25 protein-coding genes are annotated in these 24,978 nt (G+C 70.1%); 11 read left to right on the top strand and 14 right to left on the bottom strand.

The window, feature by feature from the left end:
• Nucleotides 1-3: 3 nt before the first annotated feature.
• The 10 genes from sctR to ACFOWB_RS02920 are packed head-to-tail and all read right to left on the bottom strand — an operon-like array spanning nucleotide 4 to nucleotide 7,018.
• Nucleotides 4-663 carry a type III secretion system export apparatus subunit SctR gene (sctR, locus tag ACFOWB_RS02965; protein ID WP_261401385.1) on the bottom strand — a complete coding sequence of 220 codons (660 nt, stop codon included), beginning with the start codon at nucleotides 661-663 and terminating at the stop codon, nucleotides 4-6.
• Nucleotides 656-1,705, bottom strand: coding sequence for a type III secretion system cytoplasmic ring protein SctQ (gene sctQ, locus ACFOWB_RS02960; protein WP_261401386.1), 1,050 nt, complete (start codon nucleotides 1,703-1,705; stop codon nucleotides 656-658). Before sctQ ends, sctR begins: the two co-directional genes overlap by 8 nt.
• Nucleotides 1,702-2,178, bottom strand: a complete 477-nt coding sequence (gene sctO / locus ACFOWB_RS02955; RefSeq protein ID WP_261401387.1) for a type III secretion system stalk subunit SctO — start codon at nucleotides 2,176-2,178, stop codon at nucleotides 1,702-1,704. The genes sctQ and sctO overlap by 4 nt, the downstream gene beginning before the upstream one ends.
• On the bottom strand, nucleotides 2,175-3,554 hold the full coding sequence (locus ACFOWB_RS02950; protein ID WP_378145587.1) for a FliI/YscN family ATPase: 1,380 nt from the start codon (nucleotides 3,552-3,554) through the stop codon (nucleotides 2,175-2,177). The genes sctO and ACFOWB_RS02950 overlap by 4 nt, the downstream gene beginning before the upstream one ends.
• Nucleotides 3,551-4,153, bottom strand: coding sequence for a FliH/SctL family protein (locus ACFOWB_RS02945; RefSeq protein ID WP_261401388.1), 603 nt, complete (start codon nucleotides 4,151-4,153; stop codon nucleotides 3,551-3,553). Before ACFOWB_RS02945 ends, ACFOWB_RS02950 begins: the two co-directional genes overlap by 4 nt.
• Nucleotides 4,150-4,788 (bottom strand): hypothetical protein, encoded by a 639-nt coding sequence (locus ACFOWB_RS02940; RefSeq protein WP_378145585.1) that lies wholly within the window; start codon nucleotides 4,786-4,788, stop codon nucleotides 4,150-4,152. The genes ACFOWB_RS02945 and ACFOWB_RS02940 overlap by 4 nt, the downstream gene beginning before the upstream one ends.
• Nucleotides 4,785-5,579, bottom strand: a complete 795-nt coding sequence (gene sctJ / locus ACFOWB_RS02935) for a type III secretion system inner membrane ring lipoprotein SctJ (RefSeq protein WP_261401391.1) — start codon at nucleotides 5,577-5,579, stop codon at nucleotides 4,785-4,787. The genes ACFOWB_RS02940 and sctJ overlap by 4 nt, the downstream gene beginning before the upstream one ends.
• 13 nt (nucleotides 5,580-5,592) lie before the next feature.
• Complete coding sequence (locus ACFOWB_RS02930; RefSeq protein WP_378145582.1) at nucleotides 5,593-6,054, bottom strand: hypothetical protein; 462 nt, start codon at nucleotides 6,052-6,054, stop codon at nucleotides 5,593-5,595.
• 42 nt (nucleotides 6,055-6,096) lie between these two features.
• A complete protein-coding gene (locus tag ACFOWB_RS02925) occupies nucleotides 6,097-6,324 on the bottom strand; it encodes a hypothetical protein (protein WP_261401393.1) in 228 nt (75 codons plus the stop codon).
• Nucleotide 6,325: 1 nt separating this feature from the next.
• Nucleotides 6,326-7,018 (bottom strand): type III secretion protein, encoded by a 693-nt coding sequence (locus ACFOWB_RS02920; protein WP_261401394.1) that lies wholly within the window; start codon nucleotides 7,016-7,018, stop codon nucleotides 6,326-6,328.
• Nucleotides 7,019-7,425: 407 nt separating this feature from the next.
• Between ACFOWB_RS02920 and ACFOWB_RS02915 the strand changes: the two genes are divergently transcribed.
• The 7 genes from ACFOWB_RS02915 to ACFOWB_RS02885 all read left to right on the top strand — a co-directional run bounded on the left by ACFOWB_RS02915 (nucleotide 7,426) and on the right by ACFOWB_RS02885 (nucleotide 13,583).
• Complete coding sequence (locus tag ACFOWB_RS02915; protein WP_261401395.1) at nucleotides 7,426-7,602, top strand: hypothetical protein; 177 nt, start codon at nucleotides 7,426-7,428, stop codon at nucleotides 7,600-7,602.
• A gap of 153 nt (nucleotides 7,603-7,755) precedes the next feature.
• Nucleotides 7,756-8,649, top strand: a complete 894-nt coding sequence (locus tag ACFOWB_RS02910; RefSeq protein WP_261401396.1) for a SctD/MshK family protein — start codon at nucleotides 7,756-7,758, stop codon at nucleotides 8,647-8,649.
• A gap of 87 nt (nucleotides 8,650-8,736) precedes the next feature.
• A complete protein-coding gene (locus ACFOWB_RS02905) occupies nucleotides 8,737-9,081 on the top strand; it encodes a hypothetical protein (protein WP_261401397.1) in 345 nt (114 codons plus the stop codon).
• On the top strand, nucleotides 9,078-9,458 hold the full coding sequence (gene sctY / locus ACFOWB_RS02900) for a type III secretion apparatus assembly chaperone SctY (RefSeq protein ID WP_261401398.1): 381 nt from the start codon (nucleotides 9,078-9,080) through the stop codon (nucleotides 9,456-9,458). The genes ACFOWB_RS02905 and sctY overlap by 4 nt, the downstream gene beginning before the upstream one ends.
• Nucleotides 9,455-11,575: a type III secretion system export apparatus subunit SctV gene (gene sctV, locus ACFOWB_RS02895; RefSeq protein ID WP_378145577.1), complete on the top strand. Its 2,121-nt coding sequence runs from the start codon at nucleotides 9,455-9,457 to the stop codon at nucleotides 11,573-11,575. The genes sctY and sctV overlap by 4 nt, the downstream gene beginning before the upstream one ends.
• Nucleotides 11,576-11,758: 183 nt before the next feature.
• Complete coding sequence (locus ACFOWB_RS02890) at nucleotides 11,759-13,078, top strand: type II and III secretion system protein family protein (RefSeq protein ID WP_261401399.1); 1,320 nt, start codon at nucleotides 11,759-11,761, stop codon at nucleotides 13,076-13,078.
• Between the two features lie 37 nt (nucleotides 13,079-13,115).
• Nucleotides 13,116-13,583 (top strand): hypothetical protein, encoded by a 468-nt coding sequence (locus ACFOWB_RS02885; protein WP_261401400.1) that lies wholly within the window; start codon nucleotides 13,116-13,118, stop codon nucleotides 13,581-13,583.
• A gap of 11 nt (nucleotides 13,584-13,594) precedes the next feature.
• Here ACFOWB_RS02885 and ACFOWB_RS02880 read toward each other — a convergent pair whose 3' ends face one another.
• A complete protein-coding gene (locus tag ACFOWB_RS02880; protein WP_261401401.1) occupies nucleotides 13,595-14,389 on the bottom strand; it encodes a tetratricopeptide repeat protein in 795 nt (264 codons plus the stop codon).
• 144 nt (nucleotides 14,390-14,533) lie between these two features.
• Here ACFOWB_RS02880 and ACFOWB_RS02875 point away from each other — a divergent pair, with 144 nt between their 5' ends.
• Entirely contained in the window at nucleotides 14,534-15,583 is a 1,050-nt protein-coding gene (locus ACFOWB_RS02875; protein WP_378145574.1) for an EscU/YscU/HrcU family type III secretion system export apparatus switch protein, read from the top strand.
• Between the two features lie 40 nt (nucleotides 15,584-15,623).
• Here the strand turns inward: ACFOWB_RS02875 and ACFOWB_RS02870 are convergent, their stop codons facing one another.
• Nucleotides 15,624-19,382, bottom strand: coding sequence for a hypothetical protein (locus tag ACFOWB_RS02870; RefSeq protein WP_261401403.1), 3,759 nt, complete (start codon nucleotides 19,380-19,382; stop codon nucleotides 15,624-15,626).
• A 243-nt stretch (nucleotides 19,383-19,625) separates the two neighbouring features.
• Between ACFOWB_RS02870 and ACFOWB_RS02865 the strand changes: the two genes are divergently transcribed.
• Complete coding sequence (locus ACFOWB_RS02865) at nucleotides 19,626-20,525, top strand: L,D-transpeptidase (RefSeq protein ID WP_378145572.1); 900 nt, start codon at nucleotides 19,626-19,628, stop codon at nucleotides 20,523-20,525.
• Between the two features lie 72 nt (nucleotides 20,526-20,597).
• Here ACFOWB_RS02865 and ACFOWB_RS02860 read toward each other — a convergent pair whose 3' ends face one another.
• On the bottom strand, nucleotides 20,598-21,020 hold the full coding sequence (locus ACFOWB_RS02860) for an OsmC family protein (protein ID WP_378145570.1): 423 nt from the start codon (nucleotides 21,018-21,020) through the stop codon (nucleotides 20,598-20,600).
• A gap of 121 nt (nucleotides 21,021-21,141) precedes the next feature.
• Complete coding sequence (locus tag ACFOWB_RS02855) at nucleotides 21,142-22,098, bottom strand: YihY/virulence factor BrkB family protein (RefSeq protein ID WP_378145568.1); 957 nt, start codon at nucleotides 22,096-22,098, stop codon at nucleotides 21,142-21,144.
• Nucleotides 22,099-22,258: 160 nt separating this feature from the next.
• Between ACFOWB_RS02855 and ACFOWB_RS02850 the strand changes: the two genes are divergently transcribed.
• Nucleotides 22,259-23,197, top strand: coding sequence for a DMT family transporter (locus ACFOWB_RS02850; RefSeq protein WP_261401404.1), 939 nt, complete (start codon nucleotides 22,259-22,261; stop codon nucleotides 23,195-23,197).
• A gap of 59 nt (nucleotides 23,198-23,256) precedes the next feature.
• Complete coding sequence (locus ACFOWB_RS02845; protein WP_261401405.1) at nucleotides 23,257-24,936, top strand: acyl-CoA dehydrogenase family protein; 1,680 nt, start codon at nucleotides 23,257-23,259, stop codon at nucleotides 24,934-24,936.
• Nucleotides 24,937-24,978 lie beyond the last annotated feature (42 nt).

The raw sequence follows: 24,978 nt of genomic DNA, 5'->3' as shown, positions 1-24,978 counted from the left end.
GCGTCAGCCTCCGCCGTAGCTGAGGATCAGCCCGTGCATCAGCCGCGACCAGCCCTCCACGGCGACGAACAGGAAGATCTTGAGCGGGATCGAGATGAGCGTCGGCGACACCATCATCATGCCCATCGCCATCAGGACGTTCGCGACCACGAGGTCGATCACCAGAAACGGGATGTAGAGCAGGAAGCCGATCTCGAAGGCGCGCGTCAGCTCCGAGGACACGAAAGCGGGGATGAGCACCACCAGGTCGTCGTTGCGCAGGCCCTGGCGGGCTTCCTCCGACCAGACCGCCTCGGTGGACTTCAGGAAGAACTCGCGCTCCCGCTCCGACGCGAAGCGCAGCAGATGCGCCTTCAGCGGCTCGCGGACATGTTCGGCCGCAGCTTTCAGCCCGTCGACCGACTGAAGGTCGATCGGCGCGTTCTCGAAGCGCTGGTAGATCTCGCCGATCAGCGGCGTCGTGACGTAGACGCTCAAGATCAGCGCGATGCCGTAGAGCACGAGGTTCGGCGGCGATTGCTGGACCCCGAGCGCGTTCCGGATCAGGAACAGCACCACGGAGATCTTGAGAAACGCCGTGAGCGTGACGACCGCGAGCGGAATGAGCCCGATCGTCGAGACCAGAAGGATGATCGCGACGAGATTGGGCTGAAAGTCACTCATCCGCGGTCAGGCGCTCGACCCGGACCCCGACGGCGTCGCCGATCCGCACGATGCTGCCGCGGCCGATCCGCTTGCCGTTGGCCATGATGTCGACCGCCTCGTCGAGCGCGCGCGCGAGCGGCACCACGGAGCCGGCCGCGAGCCGCCGGACGTCTCCGAGCGGCATTTCCGAACGCCCCAGCTCGAACACGAGCTTCACGGGGAGCGCGTCGATCTCGGCGTCCGCCACCGTGGCGCGGGCGCCGTCGCCGTCATTTCCTTCCATGCACCACTCCCAATGCGATCCGCGCAGCTTCACCGGAACGGCGGCCGCCGCGAGACGTCCAGACGAGGCCGTGAGACGCATCGCCAGATGATCGGCCACGACCGCGATCGGCCCCGCCATCTCCCGGCCGCTCTCGACCAGGATCACGTCGCCGCGCGACAGGCCCTTGAGGTCGGAGAACTTCACTCCCGCCCAGCCCATGCAGACCCGGACCGGCATCGCGATCCCGGCTGCGACGTCGGCGGCCGGAGCGGCGGCGCGGTCGAGCGCGGCGCCGAGCCGCGCCAGCCCGTCGCGGTCGAGCCAGAGCGCGATCCGGTGCGCCTTGCCCTGCGTCTTGAACAGCAGCGAAACCCGATGGGCGTCCGGGCCGATCGCGCCGTCGACGCGGGCGTCGATCGACGAAGGACCGCCGGCAGCGGCCTCAACCTGGGCGACCTCGTCGGCGAGGGCGAATTCGATGAGAAGCGCCGCGGCTTCCGGCGCGAGCTCCGCGGGCGGCCTGAGCAGGCCGAGCGGCGCCAGCAGGTCGTCGAGGAGCGTCTGCGGCGCCCGCGCGAGCCCATGCGCGCCCCCGATCGTCACGCGGAACGCCGGCCCGTCGAACTGCGCCGCGGCGTCGAAGGGAACCACCAAAAGGCTTGCGGGCGCGCCGCGGAACGTGATGCGGATCGGCCCGCGGCGGCGGTGAATGGCGTTCAGCCCGGCGAGATCGCTCGCGGCGACATGGGGGAGCCAGTCGCCGGCCGGGGCGGTCGCGGAGATCGGGATCGTCAACGGGGGCGGCTCCCCCGTCCGTCGTCGGCGTCGAGTTCGGCCAGCAGCTCCGCCCGGCGGAGCGCGGCTCCGGACCGTTCGCGCGCAAGCGTCAGCAGCTTGTCGCGTTCGCGCTCGAAGCGCAGGCGTTCGCGCGCGGCCTCGGCGCGCCGCTCGGTCTCGTGGGCGAGCGACCTGCGGGCCTCCTGCTCGGCGTGGTCGAGCTCGGCGCCCTCCTGCTCCAGATGCGCGAGCGCGTCACGGGCGCGGCCGATCTCGCCGGACGTCAGGGGGCGCATCGCGAGCCGTTCGAGCAACGCGTCCTCGCGCGCGATCCGGCGTTCGCCCTGGCGGGCGGCCTCGGCGCTCGCCGCGTCGAGACGGGCGCGCGCGGCCTCGCAGGCGGCCTGACGTTCGGCGGCGGCGGCCACGGCGCGGTCGAGCCTGACCTTGCGCAGCGCGATCAGCCGGGAGAGGTCGTCGTCCCGTCTCACTGGGCGGCCTCCTTCAGCCGGCGGATGGTTCCGGCCATGGCTTCCCGTTCGCCGAAGGTCTGCGCCAGAAAGGCGTCGATCGCGGGCTTGCGGGCGATCGCGGCGTCGGCGAGCGGGTCGGAGCCGACCCGGTATTCGCCGACCCGCACGAGCAGCTCGACGTCGCGGTAGTGGGCGAGCAGCGCGCGGACGCGGGCGGCCGCCGCCTTGTGCTCGGGCGTCGCGACCGTCTCCATCAGGCGGCTGCGGCTCGCCAGCACGTCGATCGCCGGAAAATGGTTGCGCTGCGCGAGTTCGGCCGAGAGCACGATGTGGCCGTCGAGGATCGCCTTGGTCTCCTCGGCGACCGGATCGAGCGTGCCGTCGCCTTCGGTCAGCACCGTGTAGAGCGCCGTGATCGATCCGCCGCCGATCCCGGGGCCGGCGCGTTCGAGCAGCCGCGGCAGCGCCGCGAAGAAGGACGGCGGGAAGCCGCGCCGCGTTGGCGGTTCGCCGGCGGCGAGCCCGATCTCGCGCTGGGCCCGGGCGAAGCGCGTGACGCTGTCCATTAGCAGCAGGACGCTCTTGCCCTCGTCGCGAAAATGCTCGGCGATCGCGGTCGCCACATAGGCGGCCTTGACGCGCTCCATGGCCGGCCGGTCGGAGGTCGCGACCACGAGCACCGCCTTGGCGCGGCCCGCGGCGTCGAGCTGGCGCTCGGCGAATTCGCGCACTTCTCGGCCGCGTTCGCCAATCAGCCCGACCACGATGACGTCGGCCTCGGCGCCGTTGACGATGCTGGCGAGCAGCGAGGACTTGCCGACGCCGGGTTCGCCGAACACGCCGACGCGCTGCCCGCGGGCGAGCGTCGTCAGTCCGTCGATCGCCCGCACGCCGAGCTGGATCGGCTTGTCGATCAGGTCGCGGTCGAGCGCCGAGGGCGGCTCGCGGTGGACCGGACGGCGCGCAGGCGTCAGCGCCGGATCGAGCGGCCGTCCGTCGAGCGGCTCGCCGAGCGGCGAGATCACCCGGCCGAGCAGGCCCGGCCCGACCGGAATTCTCAGGTCCCGGCCGGTCGGGATCACCTCCGCCTCGGTCGAGAGGCCGGTGAGATCCCCGATCGGCGTGAGGAGCGCCTCGGAGTCCTGGAAGCCGATCACTTCGGCGGCCGCCTCGCGCCCCGTTCGGACGTCGCGCAGCAGGCAGAGCTCGCCGATCGAGACCGAGGGCACGCTGGCGTGCACCACGACCCCGAGGATGCGCTTCACCCGACCGCGGACGGGGCGGGGATCGGCGACCCGCATGCGGCCCTTCAGCCCCGGCAGGATGGCCGAGAGCCGATCGGCGCCGCCGGTCCCTTGCACGTCGCTCCTTTGCGCGTCGGTCGCCGCGCTCATGCGGCGTCTCCGCCCGAAAGCGCGCGCCGCACCGCGTCGAGCTGGGCGTCGAGCCCGGCGTCGACGGTCGCGAACGGGCTCGCGACCCGGCAGTCGAGGGGCCCGAGCGCCGGATCGGTCGACAGCGTCACGCGCTCGGCGAAACCCGGCTCGTCGAGGCCGAGCCGCCGCCGGACCTCGTCGAAATTGTCGGGCGCGACGGTGAGCGTCAGGCGCTGGTCGCGCCGGAAACCGGCGAGCGCCTCGCGCGCGAGACGCGACACCAGATCGGCTGGAGGGCGTTCGCCCACCACGCGCGTGACGATCGAGAGCGCGAGCTTGGCGATCTCGCTTTCGAGCCCGCCGAGATAGGCGTCGACGTCGCGGCTCGTGGCGGCGAGCAGCTCGGCGGAGGCTCCGGCGCCTTCGCGGCGGCCGGTCTCGAAACCTTCTGCGCGCTTCTCGTCATAGGCCCGCTGCGTGTCGGCCTTGAGCGCCTCGGCTTCGCGCCGGGACTCGTCGCGGAACGAGAAGCCGTCGATCCAGGCCTGCGCCTGCTCCGCCTTCAGGATGGGGCCGGGCGGGGTCCTCGGAAGGGCGGAAGCCGGCGCTTCGCTCATCCGGCCACCAGACGGACGACGCCCGGTCCATAGGCGCGATGCGCGTCCTGCGGCTCCGGCAGGGCGTCCTGCGGGTCGAAGCGAAGGGAGACGCGGTCCGCGACCCCTCTGGGCTGTTGCTCGAGCCAGGCGGCGAGACAGGCGCGGCCGGCGCCGATCGCCGCGGCGGCGAGCGCCGCATGGCCGAGCGCGCGCATCTCGTCCTGCGTGACGCCGAGCGCAGCCGGCGAAAACGCCTCCATGCGATGCGCGAGCGCGGCCTGATAGGCGTCTTCCCCGAGCGCCGACTTCAGCGCCGCGACCTCCGGGGCGCGGATCTCGCGCGCGATCGGGTCGGCCCAGCAGACGGCGCCCGCGCGCCGGATGATCGTGCCGAGGGTCTGGCTGTCGGACAATGCGATCGCCTGGTCGGCGGGCTCGGCCGGCGCGTCGATGTCGCCGAAGCCATGGCGCGCCGCCATCAGGCTCGAGACGCGCGAGGCGAAGCGCGGATGGGCGGCGAGCCGCCCGGCGGCTTCGAGCGGCAAGGCGCCGTCGAACATGCCGGCGATCCAGGCCGGATGCGCGCCGAGCGAGGGCGTCCGGACGAACCGGCCCCAGACGTCCGCCGCGGTCTCGTTCGATCCCGCGCTCATTTGGCCGGCACGAGCGGCTGGAGCTTCAGCGTGGGCTTGCGGTTGCGCCAGAGCAGCGCCGCAAGCGCCGCGGCCGCGACGATCGCGATCGCCGCGAGGCCGAGCAGCATCCACATCAGGCGGCCGGCGCTTTCCTGATGCACCCAGATCCCCATCACGCTGACGTAAGGGGTCGGGCTGGCGCTCTCGTTGAGCTTGGCGGTCGGGACGGCGACGGGCGTGACCGAGACCTTGTCGTAGCTGAGGCCCGCGATGCCGTTCGCCACCAGCGTCTTGATCTGCGGCAGGAGCTCGTTGAGCTTCATCGACGGGTCGTAGCGAATGAACACCGAGGCCGAAGACGGCGCGGCGTCGCGTTTCAGCGGGTCGTTCTCGGGCAGCACGACATGGACGCGGGCCGACACCACGCCGTCGATCTCGGAGACCGTGCGCGAGAGCTCCTCGCTCAGCGCGTAGATCATCTGCGCCCGCTCCTGCACGGGCGAGGCCACGAGGCCGTCGCGCTTGAACACCTCGCCCATATTGGCGAAGCGCTCGCGCGGCAGCCCCGCGTCGTTCAGCGTCTTCACGGCTTCGGCGAAGCGGTCCTTGTCGACCGTGATGGTCATCTTGCCGGACTTCTCGACGACGCGGCTCGCCGGGATGCCCCGGTCGATGAGCGCGGCGACCATGAGGTTCGCCTCGCGCTCGTCGAGATTGGTGTAGAGGTCGGTGTCGCAGGCCGCGAGCAGCAGCGCGCCCGCAAGAGCAAGCGCCAGCCGGCCGGTCTTCAGCACGGATCGGAGCGCCATCAGGCTCCTCCCGTCACTGTCCGCGGAGCAGCGTGTTGGCGGCGCCGGAGACCTGCGTGGTGCCGCGCACCACCATCTGGGTCTCGATCGAGTAGTCGAACATCATGCCGAGCGACTGGATCACCTTGTCCATCTGATCGCCGTTCACCGGCTGCCGCTCGGGCCGCGGGGCGGCGCCGAAGGCTTGCGGCGACACCGTCTGCGCGTCCGATCCGCGATGCACCAGCGTCGCGCCGGGCGCGTCGGGCGCGCGGCTCGTCAGGGACTGGGCGCGGGAGCTGAGCGACTGGCTCCGTTCCAGGAAGCCGGTCAGGTTCTCCACCATCGCGCCGCCGAGCTGGCCCGGGCTCGGGGCCGCGGGCGTGCCCGAGGGGTTCACGCTGGCGAGATATTCGAAGAGGTCGATGCCGGACGGCGCCGTCGCGGGCGTCGCCGGAACGGGAGCCGCGCCGACGGGGGCGATAGAAGGCGTCATGACGTGTCTGTCTCCGCTCGCTTCAGGACGACGGCGGGGCGATCAGCCCTCGTCGTCGGCCATCGCCTCGTTCAGGATCTCGCCGGCGTGACGCATCATCATCTGGCCCATGATCTGGACCGAGCCTTGCGTGATCATCTCCTCGAGCTTGGCGTCGGCGCCGCCGCCGAGCCCGAGCGCGTTGTTGAGCGCGCCGGCGAAGTCGCCGCTCGCGACGTCGCTGGCGACTGACGCTGCGGGCAAAGCGGCGCTGATCGGGGGAATCGCCATGTCAATTCTCCTTCGCTGATGCGTTCGGCGACTGGCCGCCGTCCGTGGAGGGCGGGGTGCGCACGACTTCCGCCTGGGCGCCGCCGCGGAACACCCGAACGCGCGGATCGTCGCCCGAAACGCGGGGCGGCGGCTTCATGCGTTCGGCGGTCTCCCGCACGACGGCCAGGAAGGCGGGGGGGCCCGACACGCCCACGAGCGTGCTCGAGCCCGTGGCGCGGACCGCGAAGCGCTCGTCGCGCACGCCGAGCCGGTCCAGTTCCTTTTCGAGCGCCTGCGGTCCCACGGTCCCGACGTCGATGACCTGGGTCGCGAACTCCTCGTCGGCGCTCACATGCAGGATCGATCCGTCGAAATACCAGGTGAGATCCTGGGCCTCGCAGATCTTTCGAAGAAATTCTCCGGCGGTCGCGGCCTTGATCTCGCCGCGGGCGCGGCCGCGGACCTTGTCGGTGAGCACGACCGGCACGCCGACATTGCGGCCGAACTCGGTCAGAACGCCGCGAACGTCCTGGTCGACGACGACGTAGTGGTAAGGGGCGGCAGCCCAGACGGGGCTCGGCGCGGCTCGCGCGGCCGACCAGCAGAACGAGGCGGCCGCAAGGCCGATGAGGCACGCAGATGCCGCTCCCGTGAGGCGCTTTGGCGCCCGGGGGGTCGACGAGTACGTATTTTCCCTTACAATGGCGAGCATTAGCGGCTGTGATCGGTCCGTGATCGGATCAACGTCGTGATCGTTATACGCCGTATAAAAAGCGGCGCAAATGTGACAAAGACTGAATTCGCGTGGCGTATGATTTGTTTAGCAGGCTTAGTTGAGCCTGCCGAAGTCGCTTGTGCTTTCGTTACCCTTCAGGTGATGACAAAATTATTTCATTGGATGTCGTCATATCCTGTATCTGTATCTGGCTAATCGTACTTTCGTGGCATCTAATCACAATCAGCCATTAAATGGCCATATTCTTTGTCAAGTGATCACTAGGTCGTCGAGCGGGCGCCAGTCTGCGAATGCGGGCTTTTTGGCCAGCGCCGGCGACCGGAGGAGGCCGCTGCTTCGCGGGCGGACTCCCGAGCAATCGTTTCGGCAAACAGGAGACGAAGATGCCTGAAGTTGGAGTGGGAGGCGTCGGCGCCGGCGGCAGCGGCGGAGCTGAAGGCGCGATCGCCAAGATGGAAGAGGCTTTCAACCGGGCGATCTCGCTGTCGGCTGAGGTCACCGAAAAGACCACGGAGCTGAAAGCCCAGCTCGACGCCGCCAAGCAGCGTCCGCAGAACTAAGTTTCACGCGAAGCGTCCGGGGCGGCTCGACGCCCCGGACCGCCGCGCCGGCCCCCTGCCGGCGCATCATGACAGGGCGGACCGTTCCCCGGACCGCCGCACCAAGCCTCATCCGCCGGCGAGCCGCCAGCGTCGCCAAGGAGACGAAGCGATATGGCTCAAGACGTGGCCTCCTCACATCGCGCCGCGGCCCCGAATTCGGCCGTCGCGCTGCTCAACATCACGGCCGGGCCGCACAGCGGGGTGGTGCTTCCGCTCGACGCCCCGACATGCCGGATCGGCTCGTCGCCCGACTCCGACATCGTGTTGTCGGACCGCGACGTCGCCGAGACCCATGCGGCGCTGAAGTTCGAGCGCGGAAAGCTCTTCATCGAAGCCCAGGGCGGCCCTGTCGGGCTGAAGGACGGGCTCGAGATTCCCCAAGGCCAGGGCGCCGGCGTCAGGCTGCCGGCCGACATCCGGATCGGCGCGAGCGTCATTCGGCTCGCAGGCCTCCAGAAGCCGGCCCCGTGGCTGCAGCCGCCGATGGCGGCGGTCGCCTGCGTGGCGCTGCTGCTCGTCGGCTCGATCGTGGCGACCCAGGCCGGCTTCGGCGACGCCGCGACCGACGCCCGCCCCTCCAATCCCGAAGCGGCGTCCGCAGTCGCCGGCGCGCAGCCGGACGATCCGGTCGCGGCGCTGCGCGAACGAGTCGCGTCCGCCGGCGTCGACGGCGTGACGATCGAGGCGGTCGGCGACCGCATCGTCGCCAAGGGCGCGATCGAGGACGTCGCGAAGCCCCGTTGGGCCGCCGCGCAGCGCTGGTTCGACGAGACCTATGGCGGGCAGTATGTGCTCGCGAGCGAGATCGGCGCGAAGTCCGCGCAGGCGCGCCCGCGCATCCAGCTGCAGGCGATCTGGTTCGGCCCCTCGCCCTATGTCGTCACCGCCGACGGCCAGCGCCGCTACGCGGGCGCGACGCTCGGCGACGGTTGGGTGCTGAAAGAGGTCCGCCAGGACAAGGTCGTGGTCTCCAAGGCCGGCGAGGAAATGACCCTGAGCTACTGAGCTCGGACCCGAACCCGGCGTCTGCGGGAGGACATTTCGGCATTGGCGCTGACGCCTGAACGACGAATTTCCGGACAGAGGCTCGACGTGGCGCTTCAGGAGGTGGCGCGCCGCGCGACCGATCCTGCGACGCGCGCCCAGGTCGAGGCCTTCGAGGCGATCCTGCGCACGCGCTATCGCGGCCGTGGGTTCCGCGAAGCCGGCTCGCTGCATGCCGAGATCGCCGATTTCGTCATGCCCCGCATCGCCGACAGCGGGATCTTCCAGAGCGCGCGCTATCTCGACATCCTCGATCACGTCCTGGCCGAAGTGCTTCCCGATCTCGACGTCGACGAGGAGGCGCGCCAGATCGCGGCCCTCGTCATCGAGGAGGAGGCCGAGCGCCACCGCGATCTCCAGGACCGCATCACGGCCGCCGCGGAGGTGGGATGAGCGTCCTGCCGCGTGAAGCCGCCGAACTGCTTCATTCCCTCGGCTACATCTACGGCCAGCACGGCCAGGAGCGGCGCGGGCTCGCCTTGATGCTGATCGCCGCGCGGATCGCCCCGGACGATCCCGGCGTCCTGAAGACGCTGGCCGCGGCCTTCATCGCGACCGGGGCGGGCGACAGGGCGCTCGCCGTGATCGACCGGGTCGCGGAGATCGAGGGCGGCCTGTCGTCGCCGCTCGCGCTGCTGCGCAGCCGCGCCCTGTGGGCGGGCGGGCGCAAGATCGAGGCCCGGCAGGCCTTTCGCGACTATGTGGTCGACCGCAACGCCGAGCCCGAGCCGCGGGCCGACGTCGAGACGCGCGAGAAGGAGCCCACATGACGGCGCTCGGCGGACTTCAGCGTGTCGCGGTGATGGCGTCGCGGCGGTCGGACGTCGTCGTCGCGGCCTTCATGATGCTCGCGATCGTCATGATCTTCATCCCGCTGCCCACCGGGATGATCGACGTGCTGATCGGCATCAACATGGTGTTCAGCCTGCTGGTGCTCGTGGTCGCGTTCTACATCTCGAGCCCGGTCGAGTTTTCGTCGCTGCCGTCCGTCATTCTGCTCGGCACGCTGTTCCGGCTCGCGCTGTCGATCGCGATCACCCGCCTCATCCTGGTCGAGGCGGACGCCGGCCAGATCGTCCAGGCGTTCGGCGAGTTCGTGATCGCGGGCAACGTCGTGGTCGGCCTCGTGGTGTTCACGATCATCACGGTCGCTCAGTTCGTCGTCATCACCAAGGGCGCCGAGCGCGTGGCGGAGGTCGCGGCCCGGTTCTCGCTCGACGCGCTGCCCGGCAAGCAGATGGCGATCGACAACGATCTGCGGAACGGCGACATCGACAAGTCGGAGGCTGCGAGCCGGCGGCGGCGGCTGGAGCGCGAAAGCCAGCTCTACGGCGCGATGGACGGCGCCATGAAGTTCGTGAAGGGCGACGCCATCGCGGGGCTGGTGATCGTCCTGATCAACCTCGTGGGCGGCCTGCTGATCGGCATGGTTCAGCGCGGCATGTCGTTCAGCGAGGCCGGCCACGCCTATTCACTGCTGACGGTCGGCGACGGCCTGATCGCGCAGATCCCGGCGCTGCTGGTGTCGGTCGCGGCCGGCACGGTGGTGACGCGCGTCACCTCCGAGGACAATGTCGATCTCGGCACTGAGATCACCCGCCAGATCGTGGCGGACCCGCGCGCGCTCGGTCTCGCCTCCGCGCTCTCCTTCGGGGCCGGCCTGGTGCCGGGCTTCCCGACGCTCGTCTTCTTCGCGCTGTCGGCGGCGCTTGCGGGCGGCGCCTGGCTTCTCCATCGCCGCAAACAGGCCAAGGACGCGCCGCCGGTCTACGACGTGTTGCCGAACGAGCGCGAGGAGCCGGAGGACGTCGCCTTCTCCGAAGTCGCTTCCGGCTCGCGCTATCGCGTCACGACCTGGGTCGGCTCGGAGCTGTCGGTCGCAGTCCCGATGCAGCAGTTCAAGCAGTTCGTCGAACGCGCCCGTCAGGATCTGTTCCAGGATCTCGGCGTCGATCCGCCGGCGGTCGAGCTGCGCATCGACCGCGCCGCCGAGCCCAACCGCTTCCGCATCGACCTCGAGGACGTTCCGGTCTCGGACGGCGAGATCCTGGTCGGCCACGTCCTGCTACGCGACGAGCCGGTCCATCTCGACCTCATGAACGTGCCCTACGCGACCCATGCGCCGCTGTTCCGGCGCAAGCCCGCCCACTGGGTCGAGCAGCGCCATGTCCCGGCGATGTCCGAGGCGGGCATCGGCTTCGCGGCCCCGGTGGAGGCGCTCGCCGAGGCGCTTGGCGCCACGCTGCGGAAATACGCCGCCCATTTCATCGGCATCCAGGAGACGAGGGAGCTCTTGAGCCGGATGGAGGCGGATTACTCCGACCTCGTGAAGGAAGCCCAGCGCGTCGCTTCGCTCCAGAAGATCTCCGACATCCTGCGCCGCCTCGTCGAGGAGGACGTGCCGATCCGCAACCTCCGTTCGATCCTCGAGGCGGTGGTCGAATGGGGCCCGCGCGAGCAGGACCCGGTGATGCTGGTCGAATATGTTCGGACGTCGCTCGCCCGGCAGATCTGCTACCGGCACGCCGAGATGAACCGGGTGATCTCGGCCTATGTGCTGGCGCGCCCCGTCGAGGACCAGATCCGTTCCTCGGTGCGGCAGACCGCGGTGGGAAGCCTGCTGTCGCTGCCCGAGGACGTCTCGCGCTCAATCATCGGGCAGATCCGCACGGCCTACGAGGCGTCGGCGGGCGACGTCTCGCCGGCGGTCCTGGTCTCCATGGACGTGCGCCGCCATGTGCGGAACCTGCTGGCGCGCAACGACATCGACCTGCCGGTTCTGTCCTATCAGGAGCTGGCGCCGGAGTTCAGCGTTCAGGCGCTCGCTTCGATCGCGGCCGCGACGCCGAGGCAGCGGCGCGGCGAGACCCAGATCGCGGCCGAATGATCGGTTGCAAAGTACCGCGTGTGATAGGCGCGCCACAGTTCGGCGTGCTAGCGTTTCATCGTGAATCCCTTTGAGGGATCAGCAAATTCGGAAGCCGCGCGGCCCTCGGGGCCTCGCCGGGACGGCTTCGTCGGGGGACGAATGAGACAGGCAGGTGCGGTTCTGCGCCGTCTTGGAAGCGTCATGCTTCTGGCTATCGCACTGACGGGCGTCGAGAGTTTCGGCGCGCGCCTCTCCGCGCAGCAGATCGAGGTCGACGCCAACGCCGGCCAGCCGATCGTCGTTCCGGCCGGGCAGGGCCGCATCCTGCGCTTCGACCAGCCGGCGGAATCGGTGTTCGTCGCCGACACCCAGATCGCGGACGTCCGCGTCGTATCGCCCGGCGTCGTCTATCTCTACGCCACCAAGATCGGCCGCACCAACCTGATCGCGCTCTCGCCCGACCAGTCGATGCGCGGGTCGATGCAGATCCAGGTGACGGCCGATCCGCGGCCCGCCAACGAGGCGGCGCGGGCGGTCCAGCCGACCACCGCCATGACCATCAAGATGTTCGGCGCCAAGCCGGTCGCGACCGGCCCGGTGCGCAACGTCGGCGAGGCGATGGACGCCGCCGCCGTCGCCGAGAGCTTCGCGCCGCAGGGCTCGCCGCCGATCAACAACACGGTCATCCAGGGCACCCAGCAGGTGAACATCCGCGTGCGCTTCGCCGAAGTGTCGCGCAACGACCTGCTGGCCTACGGCGTCAGTTGGGACGCGATGGCCAATCCCGGCTCGTTCTCCTTCGGCCTCATGAACGGCTCGGGCGCGGGCGGCGGCCGGGGGCTCACCAACGGCTCCTACCGGGTCGGGCTCGGGCTCCACACCAAGAACGTCAACATCGACGTGCTGCTCGAGGCGCTTCAGCGCAACGGCGTGCTGACGGTTCTGGCCGAACCCAACATCACCGCCATCACCGGCCAGACCGCGAGCTTCCTGGCGGGCGGCGAGATCCCGGTGCCTGTGCCGGTCGCCAACGACCAGATCGGCATCCAGTACAAGCAGTTCGGCGTCTCGCTGCTGTTCACCCCGACGCTGCTGCCGAACCGGCGCATCGCGCTGCAGGTGCGGCCGGAGGTGTCGAGCCTCTCGAACGCCGGCGCGATCACGCTGCGCAACATCCAGGTGCCGGCCCTCCAGGTGCGCCGCGCCGACACCACGGTCGAGGTCGCGAGCGGCCAGACCTTCGCCATCGCGGGCCTGTTCCAGCGCAACATGACGCAGGATCTCGACCGCTTCCCCGTGCTCGGCGACGTGCCGGTGCTCGGCGAACTGTTCAAGTCGACCCGTTACCAGAAGAACGAGACCGAGCTCGTGATCCTGATCACGCCCTATCTCGTGAAGCCGGTGTCGGAGAAGTCGCTCAAGACCCCGCTCGACAGTCCGACCGGCGCCGCGGCCGTGCCGCGACGCCCCTCGGGCAAGAAGCCGGCCCAGAACGGGGCCTACGGCTTCGTGGTGGACTGACGAGATGAGGCCGCACGTCATGGCACAGGAGACCCGCATGGCCATCCTCCGCCCGGTAGCCGTCGGGGCCGCCCTGCTGTCGCTCGCCGCCTGCGCCCCGGAAGCGCCCAACGCCTATTCGCCGGGCTACAGCCGCGTCACGCTCGCCGACGGCGGGGCGGACGGGAAGGTGCGCAAGGGCTACGACCAGGCGGGCCGCGCGCGCCAGACCGCGCTGCTGCCGGACGCCTGCGTCACGCCCGACACCGCGCCGGACCCCATGTACCTGCCGTCGGGCTGCGCCAACGCGGTCAACCTCCAGCAGATGGCCGAGCGCGAGGAGGATCTCGAGCGCGGCCGCGAGCCGGGACCCTCGATGGCCGCGCCTTCCGCGCGCGCCGCGCGCCGCTACATCGACGGCGCCGGCGACGACGAGCGCCGCGGCAGGCTCAACAGCGAATATTCGTCGGGGACGCAGGTGTTCTCGGGCGGGTCGGTCAGCGGCGAGACGACGACCGGACGCTGACGGAGCCGGCGTCAGGCGTTCGCCACCAGTCCGACCGCCCGCGCCCGCGCCACCGGGTCGCTGATCGTCTGCAGCTTGCGGACGCGCGCCAGAAGATCGATCTTCTGCTTGGCGCTCATGTCCGGAACCGAGACGGCCTGCGCCTCGTCGTAACGGCCGGCGAGCGACAGGACCACGATGAGATTGCGACGGTGGCGGCCCTTCGCGGCGGGCGACTGGGCGGCCGCCTGCATGCCGGCGACGGCGGCCTCGGTCTGGCCCGCAAGCGCCTGCGCGAGCGCGAGATTGCCCGCGATGTCGATGTTCGACGGATCGAGCGCGCGCGCCTTCTGGAACGCCGCGGCCGCCTCCTGGGCCCGACCCTCCATCACATAGGCCGCGCCGAGGCGGTTGTAGGCGGTCGCGGTGTTGACGAGCGGCGCGGCCTCCGAGAGCCGCCGCGCCGCGGCTTCAGCCGCGCCGGCGTTGAGGTCCGCCGTCCCGACGCCGAGCAGGGCGCCCGGGTGTTTCGGGTCGCGCGAAAGCGCCTCCTGATAGGCCGCGCGGGCGCCGTCCGGGTCGCCGGCCTTCGCCTGCGCGTCGCCGAGCCGGACGTAAGCCGCCGCCGAGCCGCCCGACGCCTCGATGGCGCGCGCATAGAGCGCGACCGCGGTTCCGGGCTCGCCGCGAGCCTCGATGTCGCGCGCAAGCTGCACGAGGCGCGCTTCCTCCGGCGTGCCCACGACCTCGGCCGTCGGCGACGTCGTCTTGCAGCCGGCGAGCGCCGCGACGGAACACAGAACAAGCACGACGCCCGTGCGCTTCATCGCGATGTCCCCGAACCTTGCCGCGCCTCGACACCTACATGAATTCGAGAGGCCAAGGAACCGCCGGAGCGATCCGACGGGTGACCTCGTCGACGCCGAACGCTAAAGTGATCATCCGTTCTGCTCGCCGGGCTCCGAGACGCGATGAACGACACCAGCGAAGAAAAATCGTTACCGGCCTCGCGCAAGAAGCTCGACGACGCGCGCAAGAAGGGGCAGGTCAACAAGAGCCAGGATCTCGTCGCCGCCTTCGCGCTGTTCGCCGCGACGCTCTACGTCATCGCCGCCTATCCGGGTTTTCTGTCGCGCGTCAGCGAGCTGATGGAGCTGACCGGGCAGGTCTACGTCCAGGACTTCGCCTCCCTGGTCCCGCGCGTGTTCGGCGTGGTCTCGGCGATGATGATCAGCGTGGTCGCGCCTCTGCTCGCGATCGTGGCCGGGGCCGCGATCCTCGCCAACATGGTGGTGATGCGCGGCTTCGTGTTCTCGGTCGAGCCGATCCGGCCAAACTTCGACAACATCAATCCCGCCAAGGGGCTGCAGCGCGTGTTCTCGATGCGCAGCGTGGTCGAGCTCCTGAAGTCGATCGTCAAGGTCGTGGCGCTCGCAGGGGCCTTCGTGGCGGTGTTCGCCATCGGCCTTCAGGCGCTGATGCAGTCGCCGTCCTGCGGCATGCCTTGCGTGTACGACACGTCGGTCAAGCTGCTGCAGCCGATCGTCATCACGGCCATCATCGTGTTCTTCGTCGTCGGGGCGATCGACGTGCTGCTGCAGCGCCAGCTGTTCCTGCGCGACATGCGCATGACCAAGACCGAGGCCAAGCGCGAGTTCAAAGACATGGAGGGCGACCCCATGATCCGGCGCGAGCGCAGGAAGCGCAGCCAGGAGCTCGTCGGGGCGGGGTCGGTGAAGGTCGGCGTCAAGAACGCGACGCTGCTCATCGGGCGGACCGGCAAGGTGGTGGTGGGCTTGCGCTTCGTGCGCGGCGAGACGCCGGTGCCGGCGGTGGTGTGCCGCGCCGAGGGCAAGCAGGCCAACGTGCTGATGTCGGAGGCGAACCTGCTCGGCATCCCGGTCGTCGACGACGGCCCGCTCGCCGAGGCGATCCTCAAGAAGGCGGCGATCGGCGAGCCGGTGCCGGACACGGAGTTCCAGCCTGTCGCCGACCTTCTCGTCGCCGCCCAGCTGATCTGAGCCGCAGGCGTCCGCGGCCCGAGATCCGAGGGCTTGAGCGTCAGCCGAACGGCTGCTCGCCGGTCGCGGCCCGCGCCATGTCGCGCAGCGCGGTCAGGCTGCGGGGATTGGGATCGGTCAGGTAGGTGACGCCGGCCGTGCTCGCGCCGTACTCGCCGCGATAGCGCGTGTTGTCGGGGTCGTAGAGGTAGTGTCCGCCGAACTGCGGATCCTTCCCCTCCGGCCCCCAGACCTCGTAGTCGTTCTCGGCCGTCACCTGGAAGTCGCCCTGGTCGTTCGGCGTCACCGTATGGGCGGCTTCTGTGATCACCTCGATCTCCTCGGTCGACATGCCGTTCAGCGTGTCGATCATCGTGCCGGGGTCGACCCCGAACTGCCGGATCGTCGCCGCGATGCCGGGTCCGGCGGGCGTGCCGTCGCTGTCGGAATAGTTCGCGAGCTTTTCGGCGAGGTCCGGGTCGAGACCCGCGGCCTCGAGATACTCGCGCGACGGCTCCTCGAACTTCGCCTTCTCCTTGGCGTCCTTGTAGAAATAGAGCGCCCCGCCGGCCACCAGCACGACGCCCGCGCCGACCGGCCCGCCCCAGGCGCCGATCGCCCCGACGCCCGAAAGGGTCATGAGGCCGCCGCCCGCCGCGCTCGCCGTGTAGAGGCCGGCGGCCGGATAGTCGCCGTTCGCCACCGAGTCGATCGCGTAGCCGGCGTCGATCAGCGCGCCCGCGGTCTTCACGAAAGTGCCGAACTTGATCCAGCCGGGCTGCTGGGTGATGTGGCCAAGGCCCGACGCGCTGCTGTTGATGCTCGGCAGCACGGAGGTCGCGAGCCGCTGCGCCGCCGGGCTCGCCGAGACCCGGCCGAGCCAGCCGCGCGACGTCATGAAGGCCAGCCCCTCGGCCGCTTCCTTGGCGACGCCGGTGCTGTAGTAGACCGCCTTCACCCGGTCGCCGAGCGCGCCTTCGCCGCTCGCCAGCGTGTCGAAGGCCGAATAGGCCGCAAGTCCATTGAACGCCGCGCCGAGGCCGTTCATGGCGCCGCCGAAGTTGGTGACCTTCGTGGGCTCGAGCGACACGGCGCGGCCGGAGCCGAAGAAGTCGTCGACGGCTGCGAGCGGCGTCACGCGCGGATTGGCGCTGACGTCGGCGGCGTCGGCGGCCGCCGAGGCGGAGGACACCACCATCAGCGAGTTGCCGAGCTCCTTGAGCGACCCTTGCGCCTGTTTGGGCAGCGAGGGCGCGGAGGCTCCGTCCTCTCCCTCGCCGACCTGGCCCGCCGCCTCTTCCTCGGCGACGATGCGTTCGGTCTCCTCGCGGATGACCTGCTCGATCACCTCGGTGCGGGCGGGCTCGCTTTCGGCGCGGACCAACGTGACGTTGTCGTCGTTGACGATTTCGTCGCGCAGGTCCTTGAGCTCGCCGGCGGTCTCAATCCCGTCGACGCTCGCGAGCGCCTCGTCGTCGAGGGTCAGCATGGTGCGCTCGGCGGCGTAGCCCAGCTCCTCAAGCCGCCCATAGGTGCGGTTGAAGTCCTCGAGCACCTCGGGGTTCTGCTCGACATAGCCCGCCATCGCGGCCTCGGCCTGCTCCGGCGACATGATCCCGCCCCAGTCGCGCTGAAGCTGGACCGGCACGGCGGTCGCCTCCTGGAAGTCCTTGACCGCCTCCTCGGACTGATACTGGAGCTCGCGCAGCCCGCCCTGGACCGAGCCCAGCATCATCATCGCGTTGTCGTTCTGCCCCTTGGCCTTGAAGGCGTTGGCGAGCGACAGCGACAGCGCGGCCCCGCCGCCCTCCATCACCGAGAGCCGCGCGCCCTCGGAATAGTCGAACCCCACCATGAGTTCGTCGGGGACGTGCTCCGCGATCGCCTCCGCGACGCCGTCGACGACCTCCTGGCCGTCCGCGGCCTGCGAGGCCTTGTCGGTCGCGATGGCGAGATCCGCATAGGTCCGGCCGGTCTCGACGCCGCCGTCATAGTCGGCGGTCCCGGCGCCGATGTCCTGCGCGATGCGGTCGATCGTGGACGAGGAGCCCTCCACGACCCGCGACGCGGTCTCGGGCGAGACGGCCTCGGTCTGGGCCGCGAGTTCGGCCGCGGCCGCCGAAGCGCCGCCCTCCTCATAGGCCGCCTCGACGGCCTCGACCCGCGGCGTCACTAGCACCTCGTCGACGGCGTCGGCGACGATCTGCTGATAGGCCTCGTCCTGCGGCCCGTGATTGGACAGGAGCATGGCGCGCGCGACGGCGGCCTCTTCCTTCTGCTCTTCCGGCACGGCGTCGGCGGCCGCCTGGATCTGCTCGCGCGCCTCGTCCACCGCCTCGCCGCGGCGCTCGCCTGCGATGCGCTGGAGTTCGGGCACGTCGGCGCGGCCCGCGGGGCCGGCGTCCTGCGCGGCCTCGACGGAGCGCTGGGCGCCGGCGTAATCCTCATACTCGCCGATGACCGCGCCGAGCGTTTCGCGCGTCCAGCCCTGCTGGGCCCATTCTTCCGTGACCGACGTCCAGGCCTCGTCGGCGATCTCGCGGACATCCGGGTCGTTCGGCAGGCGCGCGCGCAGCTGGTCGTAGGTCGCGCGCATCGCCTCTTCCGGATAGGGCTTGCCCTCGCCGAGCGTGCGCAGCGTCCCCTGGATCTCCTGCGAGAGTTCGCTGCGCGTCGTGCTCAGCTGGCTTTGGGCGTCAGGAATGTCGGCGCGGGCGATGTTGCGCGCGCCCGGTTCGCCGCTCGCGGCGAACTCCTCCAGCGACTGAAGGTTGCTGCGGGCCGACTGGTAGTTCTCGACCAGCCCCGCGAGCTCCGGCGTGGTGGTGCCGGCCGCGCGCCACGCCTCGCCGAGCGTCTCGCGCGCGTCGGTGACCTGCTCCTGGAACTGCGCGTCGTTCGGATAGAGCTCGCGCAGGGCCTCGAGCGTCGGCCGCGCCGCCTCGTCCGGGAAGAGGCCGGCGCCGCCCGCATGGGTCAGCTCGCGACCGACCGCGTCCTCGACGAGGCCCCAGTTTTGCGACGCCGCCGAGCGGGCGTCGCCGAGCTCCATCTGGTAGAGGCGCCGCTCCGGCCCGAGGTCCGGCGAGGCGAGCGTCTCCTCGAGCGAGCGGACGGCCTCGTCCTGCCGCCTTGCGTCGCCCACGAGCTGTTCGAGCTGGTCTCCGGTCGTGCGGTTCTCGCGCCACTCGGCCGAAACGGTCTCGAAAGCGGCGTCGACCTCCCGCTGGAAGCCGTCGCTTTCGGGCGCGCGAGCGCGAATGTCGGCGAGCGCGTCCTGCACCTTGTCGTTGACCGGAAAGGTCGAGGCGGCCCCGACATGGCGGAGCTCTTCCTCGACGCCCGAGCGCACCTCGGTCCATCGCGCGGAGGCGTTGCTGCGCGCCGTCGGCAGCTCCATCGCCGCCATCTTGCGGTCGCCCGGGCTCGACTGCGGGTCACGCTGTATCTCCTCGTAGGACTCGACCGCGGCGTCGGCCTGTTCGGCCTCCTGGACGTCGGTGCGCTGTTCGACGACCTCCCCGTCGCTGGTCGGAACGAACAGCACCTGGTCCGGATAGATGAGGTTGGGATCCCTCACCTGCGGGTTGGCCCCGATGAGGCCGGGCAGAGGGGAGTCATAGGTGGTTGACACGCCGGTCATGGTGTCGCCGACCTGGATCGGATGCGGGATCTCGCCGACCCCGAGCTCGCCGGATCCGCCGGCTGCGCTTCGGTCTGCGGCGGCGGCCGCGATCGCCTGGTCGAGGCGTCTTTGTTCTGCTGTGCGCGGCGGAGGCGGCGGAGGGGTGTAGACCGGAGTTCCCACCGGAAAGTTCATGCCAGCGTCTCCCCTTCAGGCTCACACCTTGGTGATCGATCGCGCACTTCGCACTCTGCATGACCGGGACAGAGGCCACAACCCTTAATCGGCGCGGGCTTTCGACGAGGCCTTCGGGCAACGGCTTCGGCGGAAACGGCGCCGCAGGCGCCTCGCCGAAACTGTGCGGTAGGCCAATATGTGGCAGAGTGTCGGACGTCTGGCGTCGTGAACGCCTTGCGGGAGATTCGGGAGATGCCGGGAATGAAGGTCGCCGCGCTCGCAGTCGCCGCGCTCGCACTCGCCTCGGCCGCAGCGCCCGTTCTCGCGCAGGAGAGGACCTCGCGCGCCGAGCGCTGGCGCGACGGCAAGCCGGAGATCGCGCCCGCGACGCCGTCCCAGATCGATCAGCTCAACCGGCGGGACTTTCCCGTCACGCTCGACGCCGACGCGCCGCCCCAGCATGTCGACCACGACGAGACCCACGCGGCGATCGGCTCGGATTACGTGAACTTCCTCTATGGCCGGCACCACCGCTCGCCGCGGCTCGCGCCCGACGAGGTCTATGTCGGGCCCGTGGGCGACGGCCATCTCGGCCGCCGCGCGACCACCGAGGGACGCTCCACGCGTTCGGGCGTCTATGTCCGCGCGCCCGAATGGGTGCGCGCGCATCCCGGCGCGGACCGCCTGACGCCGGTCGCGTTGCAGCGCAGCCTGAAGGTGCGCGAGACGCCGCGCCAGGAGGTCGCCTATGCGGGCGCCGAGAAGCCCGGCACCGTTATCGTCGACACCAGGGCGCGCACGCTGACGCTTGTCGGGGCGAGCGGCCGCGCGATCCGTTATGGCGTCGGAGTCGGCCGCGAGGGCTTCGAGTGGAAAGGCGTCCAGCGCGTCTCCGCCAAGCGCGAATGGCCGGACTGGCGTCCGCCGGCCGACATGCTGGCGCGCCGGCCGGACCTTCCGGTCCACATGGCGGGCGGACCCGAAAACCCGCTCGGGGCGCGGGCGCTTTATCTCGGCGACACGCTCTACCGCATCCACGGCTCGAACGAGCCGGAGACGATCGGCGAGCGGGTGTCGTCGGGCTGCATCCGCATGCGCAACGAGGACGTCATCGACCTCTACGACCGCGTTCCGGTCGGCGCGCGCGTGGTGGTGCTCTAAGCCGCCTGCTTTGACGCAGCCCGGCGCGCCCGCCGCATCGTCGGACGAGCGCGCCGAACGATCGCCCCGGACTTACGCCAGCGACGCCTCGAAGTTGATCGTCGCGTTCAGTACCTTGGAGACCGGGCAGCCTTCCTTGGCCTTCTTGGCGATCTCCTGAAACTTGGCGTCGTCGATGCCCGGCACCTTGGCGGTGACCGAGAGATCGATCGTGGTGATGGTGAAGCCGCCGCCCTGCTGCTCGATCGAGACCGCGGACGACGCCTTGATCTCGTCCGGCGGAAAGCCCGCCTCGCCGAGCATCAGCGAGAACGCCATGGAGAAGCAGGAGGCGTGCGCCGCGCCGATCAGCTCTTCGGGGTTGGTGCCCTTCTCGTCGCCGAAGCGCTTCTTGAAGGAATAATTGAGGTCCGAAAGCGCGCCGCTTTCGGTCGAGATCTTGCCCGATCCTTCCTTGACGGTGCCGTTCCAGACGGCGCTGCCGGTGCGCTTCATGAGCCAGTCTCCTCGGAAGTCTTGGTTGCGCCGCTCGGTCGCGGCTTCGACCGCGACATAGGGCGTCGCGGGGCGGGCGTCAGGCCCCCGGAAAATCGAGTGCGCGAAATCCGGTTTGCGCTCAGGCGGTCTTCATGTCCGCGCCGAGATGCGAGAGCGCGTCCTCGGCGCCGGCCTGAGCGCGGATCTTTCTGCGCGCCATCACCGCCGCGTTGACCTCGGCGCCGAGAATGAAGATCGCGGCGCTCGCGTTCAGGAACACGATCGCGGTCATGACGCCGGCCAGCCCGGCATAGGTCGATGCGTAGTTGGCGAAATGCGACAGGTAGATCGAGAAGCCGGTCGCCGTCAGGATCCAGAACCCGACCGTCAGGGCGACCCCGGGCATGACCTGCGCGATCGTCCGCCGTCCGCCGGGCAGCCACAGATGGGTCAGCGTGAGCCCGCCCATCACCACGATGATGGTCAGCAGGTAACGGGCGACGTCGCTGATGAATTCGTAGGAGACGAACTGGGCGGCGTATTCAGGGAAGTAGTTGGAGATGTAGGTGAGCGCGACGCCCCACAGGATCGGCCAGGCGACGATGAACACCGCGACCATCACCAGGCCGAAGGCGCCGAGCGCCACGAACCACATGCTCTGCAGCCGCGACAGCCAGATGGGCTTCGAGGTCGGCGAGTCGTAGGCGCGGCCGAGCGCGATCCGCAGCGACTCCACGGCCGAAGACGTGACCCAGAGCGTCAGCAGCACGCCGACGGTGAGCACCCCGCCGCGCGGCGTGTTCAGCACCTTGTCGACCTCGCCGGCGAGCGGCCCCGCGACGCCCGAGGGCCAGGTGTCGAAGATGAGGTGGACGATCGACGCCGAGGCGTCGCCCGCGCCGAGGAAGGCCGCGAGCGCGGTGACGAAGATCAGGAACGGGAAGATCGCGAGCAGCGCCGACATCGCGACATGCGCGGCGATCGCCCAGCCGTAATGGGCCTCGAAGCGCCGCAGCACGTCGAAGGTCAGCGGCATGAGCTTCCGGAACAGGGCGTAGGGCCGAGACGTCATGTGGCGAAAAGGTAGCGCGATCATGGCCAAGGAGGAGTCCGGACGCTCGCACGGATTTTGGGCGGCGGGCGGCTCGATCCATGAGCCGCGTTGATCGAGCCATCACGGAAAGGCGTTTGCGTCGGCGCGCGCGCGGGCGCAAACCCGCGCAGTTCGTCTCCGGCGATTGTCTCGAGCACCGCCCATGCAGGTTCCCCTCATCGCCGTCGTGTTCGTCGTGATCTGGTCGACCGGCTGGATCGTCGGCAAATACGCGGTCCCGCACGCCGACCCGCTGGCGTTCCTCGCGCTGCGCTATCTCGGCGCGCTCGCGCTGTTCGTTCCGGCGGCGTTCCTGCTTGGCGCGCGCTGGCCCGCGACCCTGAGGCTCTGGGGCCATGCGTTGCTCAGCGGCGTCATGCTGCACGGCGTCTATCTCGGGGGCGTGTGGTGGGCGATCGCCCACGGCGTGCCGGCCGGGATCTCGGCGCTGATCGCCGCGCTCCAGCCGCTGTTCACGGCGCTGGCCGCAGGGCCGCTCGTTGGCGAACGGCTGAGCGCGGCGCGCTGGGGCGGCGTCGGCCTCGGCTTCGCGGGCGTCGCGCTCGTGGTCGCGCCGAAGCTCGCGGGCGGGCTTCCGCTCGGGCTTCCGCTCGCGGTCAACGTGCTCGCGATGGTGGCGGTCACGGCGGCGACGCTGCACCAGAAGCGCGCGCTCGCCGGCATGGACCTGAAGGCGCTCGCGCCGGCGCAATGCGTCGGGGCGTTGATCGTCACCGTTCCGGCCATCGCGCTTTTCGGCGAGTTCCGCTTCGACGCGACGCCGGAAGCCTTCGGGGCGCTCGCCTGGTCGGTGCTGGTGCTGTCGATCGCGGCCGTGACCTTGATGCTCGTCATGATCGAACGCGGCGAGGTGTCGCGCGTCGCGGCGCTGATCTATCTCGTGCCGCCGGTCGCGGCGCTGCAGGCCTGGGCGATGTTCGGCGAGACGCTGAGCGTGATCCAGATCGCCGGCATGGCGCTCGCGGCGGTCGGCGTCGTGCTCGCGAACGGAACCGGACGGCCCGCGTCCGCCGAAGGGTGCATTGCGGCGAACCCGCCGGATGACGAGGATGCGGCCGAAACTTTTCGTCGGCCCGCCTGATCGATTGCGCGTTATGCGCGTGAAGTCGGAGCCGTGCGCGCGACTCCGGAGACTGCTTCATGACCGCCCAGCCCGCCGCCGCCTCCGCGGCCGAAACGCCGGCCGCCCGCCTCGAACAGGTGCTGCCGGCGCTGGACAAACTCCTGAGCGAAGCCACCGACGCGGTCCGCCGGAAAGTCCTCAAGGACGGCCGGATCGATTCGGCCGCGCTCGACCGCGAGCAGCGCGCGGGCCACGGCCTCGCATGGTTCGCGACCTACCGGATGGCGCTGCGCGAGCTGCACCATTGGTCCGAGCGCCTCGCCCAGGAAGGCCGCTACGGCGACATCGAGGAGCTGGTGCTGCGCGTCGGCGCCGCCGAATATCTCGCGCAGCTCATCGGCGGCGTGCCGATGAACCAGGGCGAAATCGTCCGCGCGGGCGATCTCGGCCTCGCCCCCGGCCGTCCGGCCGAGATCCTGGGCGAGGCGGCGGCCGACCTCATCGCCGACGGCGGAACGCCCGAGGCGCGCGCCGCGCTCGTGGAGCTGATGCGCAAGGCCGACGGCCGCTTCGGCTTCGGCGACTCAGGCCTCGACGAGACCCACGGCCAGTTCCGCGACGAGATGCGCCGTTTCGCGGAAGCCGAGGTCATCCCCTACGCCCACGCCTGGCATCTCGCCAACAGCTACATCCCGCTCGAGACCGTTCAGAAGCTCTCCGAGCTCGGGGTCTTCGGCCTGACGATTCCAGAAGAATACGGCGGCCTCGGCCTCGGCAAGGAGGCGATGTGCGTCGTCTCCGAAGAGCTTTCGCGCGCCTATATCGGCGTCGGCTCGCTCGGCACCCGCTCGGAGATCGCGGCCGAACTCATCATCGGCGGCGGCACCGAGGAGCAGAAGCAGAAGTACCTGCCCAAGCTCGCCGACGGCTCGATCCTGCCGACCGCCGTCTTCACCGAACCCAACACCGGCTCGGACCTCGCGTCCTTGAAGACCCGCGCGGTGCGCGACGGCGAGACCTATCGGGTCAACGGCGCCAAGACCTGGATCACCCATCCGGTCCGCGCCGACCTGATGACGCTGCTCGTGCGCACCGATCCGAACGAGCCCGGCCATCGCGGCCTCTCCATGCTGCTGGCCGAGAAGCCCCGCGGCACCGACGAGGATCCGTTCCCGGCCAAGGGCATGTCGGGCGGCGAGATCGAGGTGCTCGGCTATCGCGGCATGAAGGAGTTCGAGATCGGCTTCGACGGCTTCGAGGTGCCGGCCGAGAACCTGCTCGGCGGCGTCGAGGGCCAGGGCTTCAAGCAGCTCATGAAGACCTTCGAGAGCGCCCGCATCCAGACCGCCGCCCGCGCGGTCGGCGTCGCCCAGTCGGCGCTCGACATCGGCCTGCGCTACGCCGAGGAGCGCGTGCAGTTCAAGAAGCCGCTCGCCGATTTCCCGCGCGTCGCCGACAAGCTCGCCATGATGGCGGTCGAGGTGCAGATCGCGCGCCAGATCACCTATTTCGCCGCGCGCGAGAAGGACAAGGATCACCGCTGCGACCTCGAGGCCGGCATGGCGAAGCTGCTGGCCGCCCGCGTGGCGTGGGCCGCGGCCGACAACGCGCTGCAGATCCACGGCGGCAACGGGTTCGCGCTCGAATATCAAATCAGCCGCGTGCTCTGCGACAGCCGCATCCTCAACATCTTCGAGGGCGCGGCCGAGATCCAGGCGCACGTCATCGCGCGCCGCCTGCTGGAAGGCGGCGCCTGATCGTCATTTTGACGCTGGCGGCGGTCTGCTAGACGGTTCTCC

This window comes from Chenggangzhangella methanolivorans (genome assembly GCF_042648545.1).
In the GTDB taxonomy this organism is placed as follows: Bacteria; Pseudomonadota; Alphaproteobacteria; order Rhizobiales; family Methylopilaceae; genus Methylopila; species Methylopila methanolivorans.
The sequence above is the reverse complement of the archived record's forward strand: the minus strand, read 5'-3'. Positions and strand labels throughout refer to the sequence as shown.

Bases quoted from the DNA above. Each gene is read 5' to 3' on its own strand.
- sctR (WP_261401385.1), bottom strand. From the start codon at position 663: ATGAGTGACTTTCAGCCCAATCTCGTCGCGATCATCCTTCTGGTCTCG.
- ACFOWB_RS02950 (WP_378145587.1), bottom strand. From the start codon at position 3,554: ATGAGCGCGGCGACCGACGCGCAAAGGAGCGACGTGCAAGGGACCGGC.
- ACFOWB_RS02945 (WP_261401388.1), bottom strand. From the start codon at position 4,153: ATGAGCGAAGCGCCGGCTTCCGCCCTTCCGAGGACCCCGCCCGGCCCC.
- ACFOWB_RS02940 (WP_378145585.1), bottom strand. From the start codon at position 4,788: ATGAGCGCGGGATCGAACGAGACCGCGGCGGACGTCTGGGGCCGGTTC.
- sctJ (WP_261401391.1), bottom strand. From the start codon at position 5,579: ATGGCGCTCCGATCCGTGCTGAAGACCGGCCGGCTGGCGCTTGCTCTT.
- ACFOWB_RS02930 (WP_378145582.1), bottom strand. From the start codon at position 6,054: ATGACGCCTTCTATCGCCCCCGTCGGCGCGGCTCCCGTTCCGGCGACG.
- ACFOWB_RS02925 (WP_261401393.1), bottom strand. From the start codon at position 6,324: ATGGCGATTCCCCCGATCAGCGCCGCTTTGCCCGCAGCGTCAGTCGCC.
- ACFOWB_RS02920 (WP_261401394.1), bottom strand. From the start codon at position 7,018: ATGCTCGCCATTGTAAGGGAAAATACGTACTCGTCGACCCCCCGGGCG.
- ACFOWB_RS02915 (WP_261401395.1), top strand. From the start codon at position 7,426: ATGCCTGAAGTTGGAGTGGGAGGCGTCGGCGCCGGCGGCAGCGGCGGA.
- ACFOWB_RS02910 (WP_261401396.1), top strand. From the start codon at position 7,756: ATGGCTCAAGACGTGGCCTCCTCACATCGCGCCGCGGCCCCGAATTCG.
- sctY (WP_261401398.1), top strand. From the start codon at position 9,078: ATGAGCGTCCTGCCGCGTGAAGCCGCCGAACTGCTTCATTCCCTCGGC.
- sctV (WP_378145577.1), top strand. From the start codon at position 9,455: ATGACGGCGCTCGGCGGACTTCAGCGTGTCGCGGTGATGGCGTCGCGG.
- ACFOWB_RS02890 (WP_261401399.1), top strand. From the start codon at position 11,759: ATGCTTCTGGCTATCGCACTGACGGGCGTCGAGAGTTTCGGCGCGCGC.
- ACFOWB_RS02885 (WP_261401400.1), top strand. From the start codon at position 13,116: ATGGCCATCCTCCGCCCGGTAGCCGTCGGGGCCGCCCTGCTGTCGCTC.
- ACFOWB_RS02880 (WP_261401401.1), bottom strand. From the start codon at position 14,389: ATGAAGCGCACGGGCGTCGTGCTTGTTCTGTGTTCCGTCGCGGCGCTC.
- ACFOWB_RS02875 (WP_378145574.1), top strand. From the start codon at position 14,534: ATGAACGACACCAGCGAAGAAAAATCGTTACCGGCCTCGCGCAAGAAG.
- ACFOWB_RS02870 (WP_261401403.1), bottom strand. From the start codon at position 19,382: ATGAACTTTCCGGTGGGAACTCCGGTCTACACCCCTCCGCCGCCTCCG.
- ACFOWB_RS02865 (WP_378145572.1), top strand. From the start codon at position 19,626: ATGAAGGTCGCCGCGCTCGCAGTCGCCGCGCTCGCACTCGCCTCGGCC.
- ACFOWB_RS02860 (WP_378145570.1), bottom strand. From the start codon at position 21,020: ATGAAGCGCACCGGCAGCGCCGTCTGGAACGGCACCGTCAAGGAAGGA.
- ACFOWB_RS02855 (WP_378145568.1), bottom strand. From the start codon at position 22,098: ATGATCGCGCTACCTTTTCGCCACATGACGTCTCGGCCCTACGCCCTG.
- ACFOWB_RS02850 (WP_261401404.1), top strand. From the start codon at position 22,259: ATGCAGGTTCCCCTCATCGCCGTCGTGTTCGTCGTGATCTGGTCGACC.
- ACFOWB_RS02845 (WP_261401405.1), top strand. From the start codon at position 23,257: ATGACCGCCCAGCCCGCCGCCGCCTCCGCGGCCGAAACGCCGGCCGCC.